Genomic DNA, 18060 nt, shown 5'->3' with positions numbered 1-18060 from the left:
GCGCCATGCCGATCTCCGAATTGACGACGCTCGGGCTGATCCTGCTCTGCGGGGTGCTCGGCGGCTGCGTCACCGCGAGCGACAGGAGTGGCGACGGCATCGACCGCGCGGCCCCCGGCGAGCCGACCTTCATGCAGCAGACCTATATGACCATGGACAAGCGCTGCCGGCAGGTGAAGCGGCCGACCGCCGTGCTGACACAGAAACCGCAGCATGGCAGCGTCCGGATGCTGACGCGCAAGGCTACGGCGGTCTACGGTCCCGGGGCCTACCAGCATTGCGACGGCAAGGTCGGCAAGGCGCTTGCCTTCGAATACACCTCCGCTCCCGATTATCGCGGCCGCGACAGCTTCGAGGTGCGGGTGCGCTATTCCGACGGCGAGATCCGCCATGGCCGCTATGAGGTCGAGGTGCGCTGAGGCCGTCAGCGGCGGCCGGTGAAGCCGATCGTCGCCAGGAAGCCGTCGACCTTGCCGCGCCATTGGTCGATCGCACGGATGTAGCGATGCCCGTCCTCGCCGAAGGGCGGCGCTGCGACGAACTCCGCCCGGCCTCCTGCCTCCTGGAAGGCGCGATGGAGCCGGCCGGCAATCTCCGGTCCGAAGAAGCGGTCATTGCTGCTGTAGAGCCAGAGCTGCGGCACGCGTGAGCCGCTGCCATAGCGGCCAGCGGCCGAGACCAGCGCATCAGGCGAGCAGACCTCGCCGGCCTTCAGCGAGCCGCGTCCCCCCGCGAAATTGACGACGCCGAGCAGGCCGGGGACGGGTTGCGAGGCAGCCGCGAGCGAGCCCCAGCCACCGGCTGACACTCCCATCAGCACGACGCGGCGCTGATCGGCATCCGGCCGGGACAGCACTGCATCGAGCGCCGCGCGGATGTCGCGGGCGCTGGTCAAACCGGCGCGATGGAACTCGGCCCGATCGCAGGCGCCGTAGCCCTCGGCCCAGGCGCCGCCTTCCGTGCCGTAGCCGCGCCGGATCGGCACCGCGACCATGACGCCGCGCGCCGTGAAATGGCGGGCGACCGCGGCGAGCGTGCCCTTGCCGAACTCCGCCCGTCCCGCCGCATCGCGTGGGCTGCCATGCGACAGCACCAGGACGGGGAAGGGACCGGATCCGTCTGGCTTGTGGAGGTAGACCGCGATCTGCCGGTCGTCGATGCGCGCCTGCAGGGCCTCGACCGTTTCAGCCGCCGCCGAGGTAACGGCTAGCATGGCGGCCAGCCCAGCCAAAGCCAGCGCTGCAATGATCCTGCGCATGACCAGCTCCCCAGCCGCGACCTGCCTATTGGATCGCAGCTTGCTCGCGCGACGGCAAGGCGCTCGCCGCCATGGCCTTGTCCGCGCAGCGCCGCTAGGATCGCGCGCATGACGGCACAGCAAACGTTCGGCAAGGGCGGTCCGGCGGTCTCGCGGATCGGCCAGGGCACTTGGAACATCGAGCGCGCCCCGCGAAGCGAGGCGATTGCGGCGCTGCGGAGCGGGCTCGATCTCGGCCTCTCCCATATCGACACGGCCGAGATGTATGGCGATGGCCTTGCCGAGGAGATCACCGGCGAAGCGCTCGTCGGCCGGCGCGACGAGGTCTTCCTGGTCTCGAAGGTGCTGCCTCATAACGCCTCGAAGGCCGGCACGCGCAAGGCCTGCGAGCAGTCGCTGCGCCGGCTGCGGACCGACCGGCTCGACTGCTATCTCCTGCACTGGCGCGGCTCCTATCCGCTGGCCGAGACTTTTGCCGCGTTCGAGGAGCTTCGCGCCGAGGGCAATATCCTGTCCTGGGGCGTCAGCAATTTCGACGTCGCCGATCTCGAGGAGGCGCTGCGCGTCGTCGGCCCCGGCAGGATCGCCTGCAACCAGGTGCTCTACCACCTGCGCGAACGGGCGATCGAACACGCGATGATGCCCTGGTGCGAGCGCAACGGCGTCGCGGTCACCGCCTACAGCCCGTTCGGGCAGGATGATTTTCCGCAAGTGGGCTCGGCGCAAGGCAAGGTGCTGGCTGAGATCGCCGCGGCCCACGGCGCGAGCCCGCGCCAGGTCGCGCTCGCCTTCCTGACGCGCAACTCCGGCGTCTTCGCAATCCCGAAAGCGGCCAAACCAAGCCATGCGCAGGACAATGCCGGCGCGCTGAAGCTTGAACTCAGTGCCGAGGACGTCGCCCGGCTCGACGCAGCGTTCCCGCGCGGCCCGAAACCGCGCGGGCTGCCGATGCTGTAATCTTTACTTCTCGATGCGCCAGACCGTGCGCAACGCGGCGCTGACGGTGACCTCGCCCGGCTCGACCTGGACAGGCGCGGCACCGGCGGCCATGCGATAGGCGCGTGTATCGCCCATCGGCCGTACCGGCGGCTCGGCTTCCGCCTCGACGATCGAGACGAGCTCGCCCACTTTCACGCCAAGGCGCTTGGCATAGATCTCGGCCCGGGTGCGCGCCGCTTCGGCCGCCTTGTCGCGGGCCTGGTCCTTGGCCTTGTCCTCGTCGGCGAGGCCGAAGCTGATGCCTGACATGTCGTTGGCGCCGGCGGCAACCAGCGCATCGATCAGCGGGCCGGCCTTGGCGAGGTCGCGCACGATCACGGTGATGCCGGTGCGCGCCTCGTAGCCGTCGATCTTCGGCGCGCGCGCCTGCGGCGAGGAGGAGGCGGAGGGCTGCGTCATCCGCGGCGTCAGCGCGATCTGCGAGGTCGAAAGATCGCCCTGGGCGACGCCGGCGGCCTTCACCGCCTCGATCAGCCTGGCCAGCGCCGGGGTGTTCTTCGACAGCGCTTCGGCCGCGGTCTTGCCCTCGCTGACCACGCCGGCATGGACGGTGGCGAGATCGGGCTTCACCCTGACTTCGCCGGTGGTCTGGATCACGATGCCTTCCGCCGGCGCGAGCGGCCCAGCGGTCTGGGCGTGCACGGGAGCGGAAAACGCCGCGAGCGCGGCGATGAGCAGGGCCTTCTTGGTCTTCGACATGGTCGTCCTTCGCTGAGGAATAGTCCGCAGAAGCGGAGACCACTCCTGCCGGGCGACCATGCGCAACCTATTGGGGCAGCATCAGGACGACACGCTCATCGCGCCGCCAGAATCTCCGCGACCTGCGGGATGTCCTTGTCGCCGCGGCCGGAGAGGTTGACGACCATCAGATGGTCCTTGGGCTTCTTCGGAGCGAGCTCGGCGACACGGGCGAGCGCATGCGCCGATTCCAGCGCCGGGATGATGCCTTCGAGCTTCGAGATCAGCTGGAAAGCCTCGAGCGCCTCCTCGTCCGTCGCCGAGAGATAGGTGGCGCGGCCGATATCGTGCAGCCAGGAATGCTCGGGGCCGATGCCGGGATAGTCGAGCCCGGCCGAGATCGAGTGGGCGTCGTTGATCTGCCCGTCCTCGTTCATCAGGAGATAGGTCCGGTTGCCGTGCAGCACGCCCGGCCGCCCGCCGGTCAGCGAGGCCGCATGCAGCCCGGAGGGGATGCCGTGGCCGGCGGCCTCGACGCCGTAGATCTCGACGCTCGTGTCGTCGAGGAAGGGATGGAACAGCCCCATCGCATTCGAGCCGCCGCCGATGCAGGCGACGAGCGAATCCGGCAGGCGGCCTTCCGCTTCCAGCATCTGCTCGCGCGTCTCCTTGCCGATGATCGACTGGAAGTCGCGCACCATCGCCGGATAGGGGTGCGGGCCTGCGACCGTGCCGATGCAGTAGAAGGTCGTGCCGACATTGGTCACCCAGTCGCGCAGCGCCTCGTTCATCGCGTCCTTCAGCGTCTTGGTGCCGGATTCGACCGGTACCACCGTCGCGCCCAGCATCTGCATGCGGAAGACGTTCGGGGCCTGCCGGGCGACGTCGACCGCGCCCATGTAGACGATGCATTCGAGGCCATAGCGGGCGCAGAGCGTCGCGGTGGCGACGCCATGCTGGCCGGCGCCGGTTTCGGCAATGATCCGCTTCTTGCCCATGCGCCGGGCGAGCAGGATCTGGCCGAGCACATTGTTCACCTTGTGCGAGCCGGTGTGGTTCAGCTCCTCGCGCTTCAGGTAGACCTTGGCGCCGCCGAAATGGTCGGTGAGCCGCTCGGCGAGATAGAGCGGCGAGGGCCGGCCGACATAGTGCTTCAGCCCGCTCGCCATCTCTGCCTGGTAGGCGGGATCGATCTTGGCGGCGTTGTAGGCCTGCTCCAGCTCGAGGATCAGCGGCATCAGCGTCTCGGCGACGAAGCGGCCGCCGAACTGGCCGAAGCGGCCGTTCTCGTCCGGGCCGTTCCGGAAGCTGTTGCGTGCGTGCGGCGCGTTCATGCCTGGCCTGCCTTCTTCAACTGGTCGTCATTCAAAGCCTTGGCCGCCGCTCGGGCCGCCCTGACGAATTCCGAGATTCGCCCGATATCCTTGACACCCGGAGCGCGCTCGACCCCCGATGATACGTCGACGCCCGCAGGTCGGACGACGCCGATGGCCTGCGACACATTGGCCGGGTCGAGGCCGCCCGATAACATGAAGGCGAGAGCCGGGTCGAGCCCGGCGACTAGATTCCAGTCGAAGGGCTTCCCATGGCCGCCGGGATAGGCGGCATCCTTGGGCGGCTTGGCATCGAGCAGGATGGCGTCGGCGACGCCATGATACAGCGCGACCTGGTCGAGATCGGCAGCCGTGGCGACACCGAGCGCCTTCATCACCGGCAGGCCGGTCGCGGCCTTGATCGCGGCGACCTGCTCCGGCGTCTCCTTGCCGTGCAATTGCATCCAGTCCGGCCGCACGATCCGCACCAGCTCGGCCGCCTGCTCCGGCGTGTAGTCGACGACCAGCGCGACGATCCCGGTCCGGCCGCGGGCCTGGTCAGCGAGTTCGGCGGCGCGCTGCGGCGTGACGTATCGCGGGCTCTTCGGGTGGAAATTGAGGCCGATCATGTCAGCGCCGGCGGCAAGCGCCGCCTCCAGCGTCTCCGGAGTCGAGAGGCCGCAGATCTTGATCGGAAAGGCGTCGCCATGTGTCATTCGAGCGCTCTAGCACATAGCCCTTCCCGCCGCACTCGTGACATGATGCCGGTCGAAAGCGAAGCATGGGGGCGAGAGCGGACGACGAATGGGGCGGCGTTTCTTTGCAGGTCTGGCGGCGCTCCTGCTGATGGCCGGTCTCGTTGCGCTCGGCGTCTACATGTGGACCCAGCCCCGGACGCTGAAGCTCGCGGTCGGCCCGCTCGGCTCCGACGATGCCAGGCTCGCCGCGGCCCTCGTCCAGGGCCTCAGCCGCGAGAAGAAGCCGGTGCGCCTGCGGCTCGTCCTGACCGAGGGCTCGGCCGAGAGCGCCTTGAAGATCGACGCCGGCCAGGTCGATCTCGCCATCGTCCGCCCCGATGTCGCGCTGCCGGCCAAGGCCGATACGGCGCTGATCACCCGCCGCTCCTTTCCTTTCTTCATCGGCTCCAAGCATCTCGGTACCGACCGCATCTCCGGACTGCGCGGCAAGCGCATCGGCGTGGTGCGGGCGCCATCAGGCAATCTCGACCTGCTGAAGCTCGTGCTGTCGCAGTACGAGGTCTCGCCGGAGGCGGTGACGATCGTCCCGCTCGGGCCCGAGGACGTCTCCGCCGCTATCGCCGATGGCCATATCGACGTGCTCTTCGCCGTCAACGTGCTGAATGCCCGCGTCGTCACCGAAGTCGGCGCGCGCCTGCACCGGGCCTTCGGCGAGAGCCCGACCATCATCCCGATCCGCGAGGCCGATGCGCTCGCCGCCCGCAACCGTGCCATCGAGAGCGGCGAGATCGTCCGCGGCGCGCTCGGTGGTGATCCGCCAGTGCCGGCCGAAAACCTGCCGAGCATCTCGATCACCTCGCGCCTGATGGCGGCGCAATCCCTCGACGACGCCAGGGTCGGTGAACTCGTCGGCGCGATTCTGTCGCTGCGCGTCACGCTCGCCGCCGACCTGCCGGCGATCCAGGGGCTGGAGACGCCGGAGACCGACAAGGACGCGCCGCTCGCGGTGCATACCGGCGCTGCCGCCTTCATCGACGGCGAGCAGGAGACCTTCTTCGAGCGCTATGGCGACTGGTTCTATCTCGGCGTGATGGTGCTCTCCGTGCTCGGCTCCGGCGCGGCCGGCCTGCTCGGCGTCGAGAGCGCGTCGCGCCGCAAGCGGGCAATGGCGGACCTCAGCCGTCTCGTCGTCCTGCTCGCGGCGATGCGGACGGCCGAGGACGAGCGGGACCTGGCGGCGCTGGAGCGCGAAGCCGACGCCATCCTTGCCGGCGTGCTCGAGAATTATGCGCGCGGCGACATCGATTCCGGCGGGATCGGCGCCTATCGCTTCGCCATGGACCAGCTCGGCCGCGCGGCGACCGAGCGGCGCATCGTCTTGGCCGAAGCGGCAGCCGAGTGACCCGCTTTATTCCTGCCGCAAAGCGCGTTCAAGCGGGTGGCACGGTCGTACCGACAGCTTCGAGACCTCCTCATGACCTCCGCCTTTGCCTCGCTCGCCCTCGGGACGCTGCTGGCGCTATCCGCTGCCGTGCCGCTCCGGGCTCAGGCGCCCGAAAACTGGCCGCAGGTGAAATGCGAGCGCTGGCGCAGCGCCTATGACGAGGCGCTGAAGCGCATCGGCAGGAAGGGGCTCGGGCCCGAGTTCGTCGCCGGCAACGAGGCCTTCATCGCTTCCGGTTGCCAGAACCCGCCCGATGTCTGCCCGCGCAGCGCCGAGGAGCTCAACTTCGCCAATGTCATGGTGATGGCGGGCATGAACGCCGGGGTGTCCTCGACCTTCATGCCCTACGCCTGCCGGAAGTAAGCGTCGGTTGCGGTTGCCCAAACGGCGTCAAGCGTTTATGTGCAGCGCAACGAATTCCAGATTCACGCAACACACAGGCTGCGCCGGCCGGGTTTTCCCTGCCGGCTCGCGGTCTTGAACCAAGGCCGCTTCTCGCATGTCCATGCGCAACATCGCCATCATCGCCCACGTCGACCACGGCAAGACCACGCTGGTCGACAAGCTGCTGCAGCAGTCCGGCGCCTTCCGCGAGAACCAGCGCGTCGCCGAGCGGGTGATGGACTCGAACGATCTCGAAAAGGAGCGCGGCATCACCATCCTGGCCAAGGCCACCTCGGTGGTCTGGAAGGATACGCGCATTAACATCGTCGACACCCCCGGCCACGCCGATTTCGGCGGCGAGGTCGAGCGCATCCTCAACATGGTCGACAGCGCGATCGTGCTGGTCGACGCTGCCGAGGGCCCGATGCCGCAGACCAAGTTCGTGGTCTCGAAGGCACTGAAGCTCGGCCTTCGCCCGATCGTCGCGATCAACAAGGTCGACAAGCCCGACGCGCGCGTCACCGAGGTGATCAACGAGGTCTTCGACCTCTTCGCCGCGCTCGACGCCACCGACGAGCAGCTCGACTTCCCGATCCTCTACGGTTCAGGCAAGCAGGGCTGGATGGCGCCCTCGCCGGAAGGTCCGCAGGACCAGGGCCTGGCGCCGATGTACGACCTGATCCTGAAGCACGTGCCTGAGCCGCGCATCGAGGAGGGGCCGTTCCGCATGATCGGCACGCTGCTCGAGGCCAATCCCTATCTCGGCCGCATCATCACCGGCCGCGTCGTCTCGGGCACGGCCAAGCCGAACCAGACCATCAAGGTTCTCTCGGGCGACGGCTCGCTGGTCGAGACCGGCCGCATCACCAAGATTCTGGCCTTCCGCGGGCTCGAGCGCACCCCGATCGAGGAAGCGATCCCGGGCGACATCGTCTCGATCGCCGGGCTGGTGAAGGGCTCGGTCGCCGACACCTTTTGCGACCCGTCGGTCGACACCCCGATCAAGGCCCAGCCGATCGACCCGCCGACCGTGTCGATGACCTTCATGGTCAACGATTCGCCGCTCGCGGGCACGGAAGGCGACAAGGTCACCACCCGCGTCATCCGCGACCGCCTGTTCAAGGAGGCCGAGGGCAATGTCGCGCTGAAGATCGAGGAAGCCTCCGACAAGGACAGCTACATAGTCTCCGGCCGCGGCGAATTGCAGCTCGCCATCCTGATCGAGACCATGCGTCGCGAGGGCTTCGAGCTCGGCGTCTCGCGTCCGCGCGTCGTGCTGAAGCGCGACGAGGCCGGCCAGCTGCTGGAGCCGATCGAGGAGGTCGTGATCGACGTCGACGAGGAGCATTCCGGCGTCGTCGTGCAGAAGATGTCCGAGCGCAAGGCCGATATGCTGGAGATGCGCCCCTCCGGCGGCAATCGCCTGCGCCTCGTCTTCCACGCCCCGACCCGCGGCCTGATCGGCTATCAGGGCGAACTGCTGACCGATACGCGCGGCACCGCGATCATGAACCGGCTGTTCCACGACTACCTGCCCTATAAGGGCGAGATCGGCGGGCGCCGCAACGGCGTGCTGATCGCGATGGAGACCGGCGAGGCCGTCGCCTACGCGCTCTGGAACCTCGAAGACCGCGGCCCGATGATGATCGAGCCCGGCTGGAAGGTCTATCAGGGCATGATCGTCGGCGAGCACACCCGCGAGAACGATCTCGAGGTGAACGTGCTCAAGGGCAAGAAGCTCACCAACATCCGCACGACGTCGAAGGACGAGGCGGTGCGCCTGACGCCGCCGATCCGGATGACGCTGGAGCGCTCGCTCGCCTGGATCGACGACGACGAGCTGGTCGAGGTCACCCCGAAGTCGATCCGCCTGCGCAAGGGCATCCTCGATCCGAACGAGCGCAAGCGCTCGCAGAAGCAGAAGGCCGAGGTCGCCTGAGCCTGGCCGCGGCCGATATCTCGGTCGAGAGCCGTTTCAGCGATCAGCGCAGCTTCGCCAGCGCGCTCGCAAGCATCTGGTCGAGGGCGCGCCGCACGGACGCCTCGGCGGACAAGGCGCTCGTCCGCGCCGGCCCGTGCGCCTTCCGATGGGCCCGTGGCGCCGGTTTCTGGCTCGCCAGCATCTCGGCGTCGAGAGCAGCGATCGTCATCTTGCCAACGACGTCGTCGGCGCGCTTCTGGTAACTGCGGTTGACGATATCGCGGCGCGTCTTGAAGGCCAGCACGGCGCGTGCCGTGGACGGCCCATAGAAGCCACGATTGAGCTCGGCCGGATCGATGTCGGCGCCGTCGAGATGGACCAGCGCGGTCTGGATCAAGCAGACATGCTCGCCGCCGGCTCCGCGCGCGACATGACTCGCATCGTCGCGCAGGCAGGCCTCGAGCCGCTTCTGGCCGGCGAAGATGAACGACCGCAATGTCATTGCCGATTCCTTCCGTCGTCTGCGAAACAGGCTTGCATCGTCACGCGACCTGCTTCGCGACCATGCGCAGCACCTCTATCTGCGCATAGTCGAAGGGGATGAACGGGGCGCTCGAGCGCTGTGGCTGCATGATCGTGATGTCGCCGCGCGGACGGTCGATCAGGCGCAGCGCATGACCGAGCTCGTGGGCGGTCACCATGCTGCGGTTGCCCCAGTCGATGAAGCAGACGTTACCGCCGAACTCGGTCAGTCCTGACGACAGATTGGCGGCGTTCGGCGGCTTCGGCTCCGATTCGAAATCCCAGCTATAGACAAGGTTCTTCAGGTGGCCGCGCCCCGAAGCCTTGATGTGATCGCGTATCAGGTCGCCGTGACGACTGTCGGTGATGATCTGCGGGCCGAGCGACGTCGTCTTGAGCTCGAGAAGGTGGATCGGCCCGACGCGCACCAGCCGGATGTTGGCCTGGGCGTAGCTCGTCTCGACCTCGCGCAGCAGGGTCAGAAGCTCGGAGCGCGAGTACTGCTCCAGCGTCTGCGAGCAGTCGCGAAGGATGACGTTCACCGCATAATGCACCGTCAGGGTCCCGCCCGCGTGCGCATACAGCAAGGGCTTATCGGCCTCGCCCGGGGTCGACATCACGAGGGCGAGAGCCGCCTCGGCATTGCCGGTAAGGTCGAGCGGGTACTTCATTCCCGGCTCCAGCGCATAGGTCTGGAACGGACCGATTATGGTCTTTCGAGCGTTCAGGCGGACGTCGATGCCGCCGGACATCGTCAGATCGACCGCCGTGAGGGTCCACGGCCTGTGGTCGGTCTTGAGCGAGAGCGCGCGCGACTGGCCGACCGGCACGAACTGGTAGGCATTCTGCGCCGGCCAGAGATAGGAGAAGCCATCGGGGGGGCGGCTCCAGCGCCCATTCGCATCGCACCCTTTCGTGCTGAAGGGACTTGGCATCGCGCCGCCTTTTCCTGCCCGCCGGCGACCAGGCTAGTCCGCCCGCTGCAACGGCCACATCCTTCATTCGGCGGATGTCCCTCGGCCGGGGCGCAGCCGCCCTGCGTCCGCTGCGCTTGCCGTCATCGCGCCGCTCTGGTCGGGTGCCCGCGACCGAAGGAGGATCATCGCCATGCAGTTCCGCAATCTCGGCCGCTCCGGCCTGCGCGTCTCGCTCGTCGGCCTCGGCTGCAATAATTTCGGCGGCCGGATCGACCTGGAGGCGGCGCGCAAGGTCGTCGACGCCGCGATCGAGCACGGCATCACCCTGTTCGATACCGCCGATATCTACGGCAATCGCGGCGGCTCGGAGCTTGCGCTCGGCGAATTGCTCGGCGCCCGCCGCAAGGACATCGTGCTCGCCAGCAAGTTCGGCATGAACATGGACGAAGCGGGCGTGAAGAAGGGCGGCTCGCGCCGTTACATCATCGAGGCGGTCGAGGCTTCGCTGAAGCGGCTGCGGACCGACTGGATCGACCTCTACCAGCTGCACCGGCCCGATCCGCTGACCCCGATCGAGGAGACGCTGCGTGCCCTCGACGACCTGATCCGCCAGGGCAAGATCCGCTATATCGGCTGCTCGAACCTGCCGTCCTGGCAGGTTGCCGACGCGCATTGGACGGCCAGGACGCTCGGCCTCGAAGGCTTCGCCTCGGCGCAGGACGAATACAGCCTGCTCGTTCGCGGCGCCGAGAAGGAGCTGATCCCGGCCATCAGCCATTTCGGCATGGGGCTGCTGCCCTATTTCCCGCTCGCCAACGGCCTGCTCACCGGCAAGTATCAGCGGAACGCCCCGATGCCGGAAGGCGCGCGCATGACCCGCGAGGCGCAGCGCGCCGGCGAGGTGCTGACCGAGGCGAACTGGCAGCGGACCGAAAAGCTCGCCGCCTTCTGCGACGCACGTGGCAAGACCCTGCTCGAGCTCGCCTTCTCCTGGCTCGCCGCCCAGCCGGTCGTGTCCAGCGTCATCGCCGGCGCGACGAAGCCGGAACAGGTCGCGGCCAACGTCAAGGCGGCGGACTGGGCGCTGACTCCGGAGGAGCTCGCCGAGATCGACGCGATCACGCGCTGAAATCGGCCGCGAGAGCGCCTCAAAGAAGCCCAACCGCCAGGCGAAAGCGTTTAGGCTGTCTCCCTGTCCCTGCGACGGGGCAGGGAGACTGTTGTCAAATCCCCGCGCCTGGGGTTCCCTTGCGCAATTGCAGTTGAGGCCGCCGACTCCGTGATGCGCATCGCCCGTCTCCTGGCGTTCGCCCTGTGCCTAGCCGCTTCGCCGGCCGTGGCGCAGGACAAGCCCGCTGCGGCACCTCCGCCGGAGCCGATGCGCATCGTGCTAACGCGCAGCGCCGAGCCCTGCGAGCCAGATTGCCGCGAATGGCTCGCCGCCCAGGGCGCGATCACCAAGGACACGCCGGCCGAACTGCGCCGAGCGCTCGCCGAGCTGAACGGGCGCAAGCTGCCGCTGCTGGTCTATTCCACCGGCGGCACGGTCGAAGCGGCGATCGCCATGGGCGAGCTCGTGCGCAAGAGCGGCCTCGATGTCGCCGTCGCCCGCACCGTCTTCAGCCAGCGCGACCCGGCGCTCGGCACCATCGACGAACGCAGCCCGCTCTGCGCTTCGGCCTGCACGCTCTTCCTCGCCGGGGGACAACGCCGGATCATCCCCCCGCAATCGCGCATCGGCGTGCACCAGCAGACCATCGTCGAGACCGAGACCACGACGGTGCGCGATTACAAGATCGTGCGCGGTCGCAGGGAGCTGGTCGACGAGAGGACGGAGACGCGGACGGTCAAGCAGGAGCAGGCGACCGGCGAAATCGACGCGAAGATGCGGCGCTATCTCGACGCAATGGGGCTCGACCGCTCCTTCATCGAGGTAACGGTGTCGACCCCAGCCGACACGATGCGCTACCTCAAGCCCGACGAGATGCGCGCGACCACGATCGCGACCGAAGTCGGGCCGGCTGCGCTCGCCTTCTCGGATCTCCGCTCCGGACTGGCTCCCGCTCCCGGCCCTTCAAGGAGCCTGGGAGCAGCGCCGGTGCTGCCGGCGACGCTGGCTGCGCCGGCGACCCCGATCGGCTCGGTCGAACTCGGCCCGCATCGCGGCGGCAGGCTGCGGCTGGCCTTGTCGGTCGGCGAAGGGCGCTATCAGCAGACGACCACCCTCCAGATGCAGTTGTTGTTCGGCGATGCCCCGATCCCGTCGCGGCTGCGGACGGTCACGCTGACCCTGCCGGGCAGCCCACCGATCGTCGCGCAGAACGAGGATGGCAACGACCCGGCAGGAGCAATGACCGCCGATGTTCTGCGCGAGACCCTGTGTGGCCTGACAGATCGCACCGCCGTGTCGCTGAAGATCGATCCGCCGGCCGAGGATGGTACGCCTTCGACCTGGCAGCGCAGTGGCACCGCCGCCGAGCTGCTGCGCCTGCCGAACCTGCGCTCGCAGATCTGTCGCTGACGCGGGGCAACGCCGAAATTCCCGTTTGGAACCAATTGGCCTTCGATCCGCGAGCTCTGGCAGAAAGTATTGAGGTGCGTACCTCAAATTTTGCGATATGGCCGCTTGACAGGCCACCTGCCAATGGGCTCACCTTCGCCTCAGGATGCGCCGAGCCCAGAAGCGCGCATGAGACAACAAGGGAGAGACGCCGTGTTGAGACGCAATCTTCTTGTCGCCGGATTGGCGCTCGCGACCTTCGGTGGCGTATTCCCCGCTTTCGCCCAGAGCAAGGGCCCGGTGATCGGGGTCAGCTGGTCGAATTTCCAGGAGGAACGCTGGAAAACCGACGAAGCCGCGATCAAGGCTGCGATCGAGAAGGTCGGCGGCACGTACCTCTCGGCCGATGCGCAATCCTCGCCGGCCAAGCAGCTCACCGATGTCGAGAGCCTGATTGCGCGCGGCGCCAAGGCCCTCATCGTGCTGGCGCAGGATGCTCAGGCGATCCGCCCCGCCGTGCAGAAGGCGGTCGACGAGGGTATCGCAGTCGTCGGCTATGACCGGCTGATCGAGATCCCGCAGGCCTTCTACCTGACCTTCGACAATGTCGAGGTCGGCCGGATGATGGCGCGCGAGATCCAGAAGGCGAAGCCGGAAGGCAACTACGTCTTCATCAAGGGCTCGAGCTCGGACCCGAACGCCAACTTCCTGTTCCAGGGCTCGATCGAGGTGCTTAAAGCCGCTATCGACGCCGGCAAGATCAAGAATGTCGGCGAGGCCTATACCGATGGCTGGCTGCCGGCCAACGCCCAGCGCAACATGGAGCAGTTCCTAACGCGCAACGCCAACAAGGTCGACGCCGTGATCGCCGCCAATGACGGCACCGGTGGCGGTGCCATCGCGGCGCTGGCCGCGCAGGGCCTCGCCGGCTCCGTGCCCGTCTCCGGCCAGGACGCCGACCGCGCCGCGCTCAACCGCGTCGCGCTCGGCACCCAGACGGTGACGATCTGGAAGGATGCGCGCGAACTCGGGCGCACCGCCGCCGAGATCGCGATCAAGCTCGCCGGCGGCGCCAAGCTGACCGAGGTCGCCGGTGCGACCGCCTGGGACCAGGGCCCGAGCAAGGCCAAGATGACCGCGCTCTTCCTGAAGCCGGTGCCGGTGACCAAGGACAATCTCGGCGTGGTGATCGAGGCCGGCTGGGCGCCGAAGGCGGCTGTCTGCCAGGGCGTCGCCGCCGGCAAGGTCAAGGCCTGTGACTGAAACCGTTCCCGCGCCGGCAACGCCGTCGCAGGATGCGAAGAGCCTTGCCGATCATCTGCGCGCCATCGAATTCGACGCGCGGATGGTCGGCATGGTCGCCGCGCTGGCGGTGATCTGGCTCGGCTTCAACTGGCTCTCCGGCGGCGCCTTCCTGACGCCGCGCAACCTCTGGAACCTCTCGGTCCAGACCGCCTCGGTCGCGGTAATGGCCTGCGGCATGGTGCTTGTCATCGTCACCCGCAACATCGACCTCTCGGTCGGCTCGATGCTCGGCTTCGTCGGCATGGTCACCGGCCTCGTGCAGGCGCAATTGCTCCCAGGCCTCATCGGCTTCGAGCACCCCGCCACCTGGCTGCTCTCGATCCTGGCCGCGATCGTGCTCGGCGGGCTGATCGGCCTGTTCCAGGGCGCGCTGATCGCCTATCTCGCCATCCCCTCCTTCATCGTTACGCTCGGCGGCCTGCTGGTCTGGCGCGGCGGCGCCTGGTGGGTGACGCAGGGCCAGACCATCGCGCCGATGGATTCGCGTTTTCGCCCGCTCGGCGGCGGCATCGAGGGCGCGATCGGCACCACCGCCTCCTGGGTCATCGGTCTCGTCATCTGTGCCCTGATCCTCGCGGGGATCGCCTTCGCCCGGCGCCGGCGCAAGCGCTACGGCTTCGCCCTGCGCCCGCTCTGGGCCGAGATCGTGCTCGGCGGGCTCGCCTGCGGCACGGTGATCGGCGCGGTCATGATCGCCAACGCCTATGCCCTGCCGGCCGGCGTCGCCCGCCGGCTGGTCGAGGCCAAGGGCGGCAGCTGGCCCGAGGGCGGGCTCGTCATTGGCCATGGCCTCGCCGTGCCGGTGCTGCTCGCGCTCGCGGTCGGCGTCGCCATGAGCTTCCTGGCGCGGCGCCTGCGCTTCGGGCGCTATGTCTTCTCGATCGGCGGTAATCCCGAGGCGGCCCAGCTCTCCGGCGTCAACACGCGAAAAGTGCTGATGCTGGTCTACGGGCTGATGGGCATGCTGGTCGGCATCGCCGCCTGCATCTCGACCGCCCGCCTCAATGCCGCGACCAACTCCGCCGGCCAGCTCGACGAGCTCTATGTCATCGCCGCGGCGGTGATCGGCGGCACCTCGCTCGCCGGTGGCGTCGGCACCATCGCCGGCGCGATGCTGGGCGCGCTGGTGATGCAGTCGCTGCAATCGGGCATGGTGCTGATCGGCGTCGACACGCCGTTGCAGAACATCGTCGTCGGCATCGTTCTGGTCCTCGCCGTCTGGCTCGACGGGCTCTATCGCAAGCGGCTCGGCTAAAGGAGGGCGCCATGGACGCAACTACGCCCCTCGTCGAGATGCGCGAAATCTCGATCGCCTTCGGCGGCATCAAGGCGGTCGACCGCGCGAGCGTCGATCTCCATGCCGGCGAGGTCGTCGGCCTGCTCGGCCATAACGGCGCCGGCAAGTCGACGCTGATCAAGATCCTGTCGGGCGCCTATCGCGCCGATGCCGGCGAGATCAGGATCGCCGGCGAGCCAGTCGCCATCTCCAGCCCACGTGACGCCAAGCGCCACGGCATCGAGACGATCTACCAGACGCTGGCGCTGGCCGACAATGTCGACGCCGCCGCCAACATTTTCCTCGGCCGCGAGCTTTTGACCAACTGGGGCACGCTCGACGACAGCGCGATGGAGGCCGAGACCCGCAAGGTGATGGGCCGGCTCAACCCGCATTTCCGCCGCTTCAAGGAGCCGGTGAAGGCGCTCTCCGGCGGCCAGCGCCAGTCCGTCGCGATTGCCCGCGCGATCTATTTCAACGCGCGGGTGCTGATCATGGACGAGCCGACCGCGGCGCTCGGGCCGGCAGAGACCAAGCAGGTCGCCGACCTTATCCTGGAGCTGAAGAAGCAGGGCATCGGCATCTTCCTGATCAGCCATGACCTGCACGATGTCTTCGACCTCGCCGACCGCGTCAGCGTGATGAAGAACGGCAAGGTGGTCGGCAGCGCCCATGTCCGCGACGTCACGCAGGACGAGGTGCTAGGGATGATCATATCCGGCAAATGCCCGCCCGGCGCAGTGGCCGGGCCAGGCGCGCTGCGGAGCTAGCAGCGCTGTCGAAACGACGGGACGCGCCTCAGCGCAAGCCGTCCTCGCCCTTCACCTCGGCATGGGTGAGCCCGCCGACGCGCGGCAAGGGCCGGCCGCCGCTGGTCAGCGCCACCGCAACGACGATCTCGCCGGCGCGCGGGGCGTCGGGGATGCGGACCTCCATGCCGTCGAAATGGCTGCGGACATAGGCCGCCGCCTTGTGGCCGAGCGGCACGTCGAGGACGACGCCGAGCGAGCCGCGCTTCTTCGAAGACGGGATCAGAGCCGGCGCCTTGCCCAGGAGCTTCCGCAGGGGGGCGCCGAGCTTGGGATGCAGGATCGCGGCGGCGTGCTCCAATTCGCCGTCCTCACCGACGGCGGCGGCCTTGCCATAGCCCTGGACCGCCTCGCCTTCGATGCCGAGCGCTGCCAGCGCATGGCGGCCGAGCAGGTCACCGAGCTCCTCGCCGATGTCGATCAGCTCGGAGAGGTCACCCTGATAGGTGCCGGCGAAGGGATTGGCGATCACCGCGACGGCGGCAGCGCGCTTGATCGGCGGCGAGACGGGGCGCCCGAGCTCGCTATGGGTCTCGTCGAGGACGGTGACGATCTTGCGGATGCTGGCTTTCATCTCAGGCCGTCCTCGCCCTTGATCTCGCTCGCCTTGAGGCCGCCGACGCGGGCATGGATGCGCGAGCCGGTGGTCATCACCAGCGCGAACAGCAATTCATCGGCCTTGGGAGCGTCGGTGATGCCGATCTCGAAGGCGTCGAAATGGCTGCGGACATAAGAGGCATTGATGTGGGTGACGGGAATGTCGAGGCGCGTGCCGGGGCCGCCGACCTTCTTGGTCGAGGGCACGATCGCCTTGGCATCGCCGAGCAGTTCGCGCATGGCGTAGCCGCCCGGCACATGCCAGAGCGCGCCATGCTCCAGTTCGCCGGCGGCGCCGACGATGGCGCCCTTGCCATAGCCCTGGATCGCCTTGGCATCGCCGCCCATCGCCGCGAGCAGGCGCTGCGCCATGGCGAGGCCGAAGGGCTTAAGGTCGTCCATGAAGCCCTGGATGTCCTCGACATAGCGGCCGGCATAGGGGTTGGCGATCACCGCCAGCGCCGCGCCGCGCTTCAGCGGCACCGCGGCGGCGGGGCCGCCCTCGTGATGGATCTCCTCGACGGTCACGGCGTATTTGCGGACAGCGATCTCAGGCACGGGCCAGTCTCCTCTCAGGCTTTTCTTGAACGATCATAGGCGTGGCGAGCATGTGACTCACGCCCTGAAGATGCATGGCCGCAGAGACGATCAGGCCTGCCGCCCGCAGGCGCTCCGCCTCGACCAGCCCGGCGGCAAGCGCGGTCTCGATCTCGTCGGTGGCTAGCGGACCGACGGCGCGAGTGACGAGTCGCTCGCCGAGATCGCTGTCGCTCTGGATCGAGCTGGCCGGCAGGCGCTCGATCGCGGGATGGCCGGGCAGGTCGATCGCATTGGCGATCACGGTCGCGGCAGCGTCGGCCATGGCGGCGGTTGGGGCCAGCACCGTCACCGCCTCGGCGATCCCTAGCGAAAAGCTGCGGCCGGGATAGCCTGATGTGGCGATGCCGGCCACGCCGTCCCCAGGCCGGATCGTCGCGGTCGCGAAAAACTCCGGCCGGTCGGGGCGCTTCACCAGGCCGATGCGGAACTGCTCACCGGGAGCGAGATGCAGGGCGATGTCGCCGCCATTGTTGACATAGGCGCGCCGCAGCGGCGCGGCCTGGCAGATCACGCCGAGGATCTCCTGTGCGACCGAGCCGGCGACGGCGGCCATCGGAGTGATGAAGCCGCCGATGGCGAAGGGGCTGACGGCCGCATGCATGCGCCGAGCGACGGGGCCAAGCGGCAGCGGGCTCGTCCGGGTCACCGCCGTGCGCAGCAACTGCAGCTCGTCACAGAGTTCGACAAGCAGGCCGTCGAAGCGAAGGATGGCAGCCTCATGCGCGGCCCTGACCGCGGCTTGCTCGCCGACGGCCTCGATGACGAGATCGATCGGGCCCTGCTGCAGCAGCAGGCGCCGGCCATCCGGCAGGACGCGCGCGGAGGGCTTCTCCCACATC

19 protein-coding genes are annotated in these 18060 nt (G+C 68.1%); 10 read left to right on the top strand and 9 right to left on the bottom strand.

Annotated features, from left to right (window positions below; translation table 11 throughout):
- Positions 1 to 5: 5 nt before the first annotated feature.
- Positions 6 to 419 carry a hypothetical protein gene (locus tag V7S63_RS18150; RefSeq protein ID WP_336531217.1) on the top strand — a complete coding sequence of 138 codons (414 nt, stop codon included), beginning with the start codon at positions 6 to 8 and terminating at the stop codon, positions 417 to 419.
- A gap of 5 nt (positions 420 to 424) precedes the next feature.
- Here the strand turns inward: V7S63_RS18150 and V7S63_RS18145 are convergent, their stop codons facing one another.
- Entirely contained in the window at positions 425 to 1258 is an 834-nt protein-coding gene (locus tag V7S63_RS18145) for an alpha/beta hydrolase family protein (protein WP_336531216.1), read from the bottom strand.
- 108 nt (positions 1259 to 1366) lie between these two features.
- Here V7S63_RS18145 and V7S63_RS18140 point away from each other — a divergent pair, with 108 nt between their 5' ends.
- On the top strand, positions 1367 to 2215 hold the full coding sequence (locus V7S63_RS18140) for an aldo/keto reductase (RefSeq protein WP_336531215.1): 849 nt from the start codon (positions 1367 to 1369) through the stop codon (positions 2213 to 2215).
- 3 nt (positions 2216 to 2218) lie between these two features.
- Here V7S63_RS18140 and V7S63_RS18135 read toward each other — a convergent pair whose 3' ends face one another.
- The 3 genes from V7S63_RS18135 to V7S63_RS18125 form a co-directional block, all read right to left on the bottom strand.
- Positions 2219 to 2956, bottom strand: a complete 738-nt coding sequence (locus tag V7S63_RS18135; RefSeq protein WP_336531214.1) for an SIMPL domain-containing protein — start codon at positions 2954 to 2956, stop codon at positions 2219 to 2221.
- Between the two features lie 95 nt (positions 2957 to 3051).
- Complete coding sequence (gene trpB, locus V7S63_RS18130) at positions 3052 to 4269, bottom strand: tryptophan synthase subunit beta (RefSeq protein ID WP_100959865.1); 1218 nt, start codon at positions 4267 to 4269, stop codon at positions 3052 to 3054.
- Positions 4266 to 4964 carry a phosphoribosylanthranilate isomerase gene (locus tag V7S63_RS18125; protein WP_091835275.1) on the bottom strand — a complete coding sequence of 233 codons (699 nt, stop codon included), beginning with the start codon at positions 4962 to 4964 and terminating at the stop codon, positions 4266 to 4268. The genes trpB and V7S63_RS18125 overlap by 4 nt, the downstream gene beginning before the upstream one ends.
- An 88-nt stretch (positions 4965 to 5052) precedes the next feature.
- On the opposite strand from V7S63_RS18125, the gene V7S63_RS18120 reads away from it, so the two are divergent.
- The 3 genes from V7S63_RS18120 to typA all read left to right on the top strand — a co-directional run bounded on the left by V7S63_RS18120 (position 5053) and on the right by typA (position 8713).
- Positions 5053 to 6348 carry a TAXI family TRAP transporter solute-binding subunit gene (locus V7S63_RS18120; RefSeq protein ID WP_336531213.1) on the top strand — a complete coding sequence of 432 codons (1296 nt, stop codon included), beginning with the start codon at positions 5053 to 5055 and terminating at the stop codon, positions 6346 to 6348.
- Positions 6349 to 6420: 72 nt separating this feature from the next.
- Positions 6421 to 6753 (top strand): hypothetical protein, encoded by a 333-nt coding sequence (locus tag V7S63_RS18115; protein ID WP_336531212.1) that lies wholly within the window; start codon positions 6421 to 6423, stop codon positions 6751 to 6753.
- Between the two features lie 136 nt (positions 6754 to 6889).
- Positions 6890 to 8713, top strand: coding sequence for a translational GTPase TypA (gene typA / locus V7S63_RS18110; protein ID WP_091835259.1), 1824 nt, complete (start codon positions 6890 to 6892; stop codon positions 8711 to 8713).
- 43 nt (positions 8714 to 8756) lie between these two features.
- Here typA and V7S63_RS18105 read toward each other — a convergent pair whose 3' ends face one another.
- Positions 8757 to 9197 (bottom strand): peptidoglycan-binding domain-containing protein, encoded by a 441-nt coding sequence (locus tag V7S63_RS18105; protein WP_091835256.1) that lies wholly within the window; start codon positions 9195 to 9197, stop codon positions 8757 to 8759.
- 40 nt (positions 9198 to 9237) lie between these two features.
- Positions 9238 to 10152: a hypothetical protein gene (locus tag V7S63_RS18100; RefSeq protein ID WP_336531211.1), complete on the bottom strand. Its 915-nt coding sequence runs from the start codon at positions 10150 to 10152 to the stop codon at positions 9238 to 9240.
- Positions 10153 to 10324: 172 nt separating this feature from the next.
- On the opposite strand from V7S63_RS18100, the gene V7S63_RS18095 reads away from it, so the two are divergent.
- From V7S63_RS18095 to V7S63_RS18075, 5 genes are all read left to right on the top strand, one after another.
- Positions 10325 to 11263: an aldo/keto reductase gene (locus V7S63_RS18095; RefSeq protein WP_336531210.1), complete on the top strand. Its 939-nt coding sequence runs from the start codon at positions 10325 to 10327 to the stop codon at positions 11261 to 11263.
- A gap of 153 nt (positions 11264 to 11416) precedes the next feature.
- Positions 11417 to 12655: a COG3904 family protein gene (locus tag V7S63_RS18090; RefSeq protein WP_336531209.1), complete on the top strand. Its 1239-nt coding sequence runs from the start codon at positions 11417 to 11419 to the stop codon at positions 12653 to 12655.
- A gap of 222 nt (positions 12656 to 12877) precedes the next feature.
- The gene (gene xylF, locus V7S63_RS18085) at positions 12878 to 13897 is read left to right on the top strand and encodes a D-xylose ABC transporter substrate-binding protein (RefSeq protein WP_442896484.1); all 1020 of its coding nucleotides are present in this window, start codon (positions 12878 to 12880) and stop codon (positions 13895 to 13897) included.
- Positions 13890 to 15194: a sugar ABC transporter permease gene (locus tag V7S63_RS18080; RefSeq protein WP_442896481.1), complete on the top strand. Its 1305-nt coding sequence runs from the start codon at positions 13890 to 13892 to the stop codon at positions 15192 to 15194. The genes xylF and V7S63_RS18080 overlap by 8 nt, the downstream gene beginning before the upstream one ends.
- An 11-nt stretch (positions 15195 to 15205) precedes the next feature.
- Positions 15206 to 15985, top strand: a complete 780-nt coding sequence (locus tag V7S63_RS18075; protein ID WP_091835241.1) for an ATP-binding cassette domain-containing protein — start codon at positions 15206 to 15208, stop codon at positions 15983 to 15985.
- 28 nt (positions 15986 to 16013) lie between these two features.
- Here the strand turns inward: V7S63_RS18075 and V7S63_RS18070 are convergent, their stop codons facing one another.
- The 3 genes from V7S63_RS18070 to V7S63_RS18060 are packed head-to-tail and all read right to left on the bottom strand — an operon-like array spanning position 16014 to position 18059.
- Entirely contained in the window at positions 16014 to 16598 is a 585-nt protein-coding gene (locus V7S63_RS18070) for an amino acid synthesis family protein (RefSeq protein WP_336531207.1), read from the bottom strand.
- Complete coding sequence (locus V7S63_RS18065) at positions 16595 to 17179, bottom strand: amino acid synthesis family protein (RefSeq protein ID WP_091835235.1); 585 nt, start codon at positions 17177 to 17179, stop codon at positions 16595 to 16597. The genes V7S63_RS18070 and V7S63_RS18065 overlap by 4 nt, the downstream gene beginning before the upstream one ends.
- On the bottom strand, positions 17172 to 18059 hold the full coding sequence (locus V7S63_RS18060; protein ID WP_336531206.1) for a UPF0280 family protein: 888 nt from the start codon (positions 18057 to 18059) through the stop codon (positions 17172 to 17174). The genes V7S63_RS18065 and V7S63_RS18060 overlap by 8 nt, the downstream gene beginning before the upstream one ends.
- Position 18060: the final 1 nt, after the last annotated feature.

Source organism: Allobosea sp. CCNWLY174, assembly GCF_037120455.1.
Classification (GTDB): domain Bacteria; phylum Pseudomonadota; class Alphaproteobacteria; order Rhizobiales; family Beijerinckiaceae; genus Allobosea; species Allobosea lupini.
Note: the sequence above shows the minus strand (reverse complement) of the source record. Positions and strands in the feature narration are given on the sequence as shown.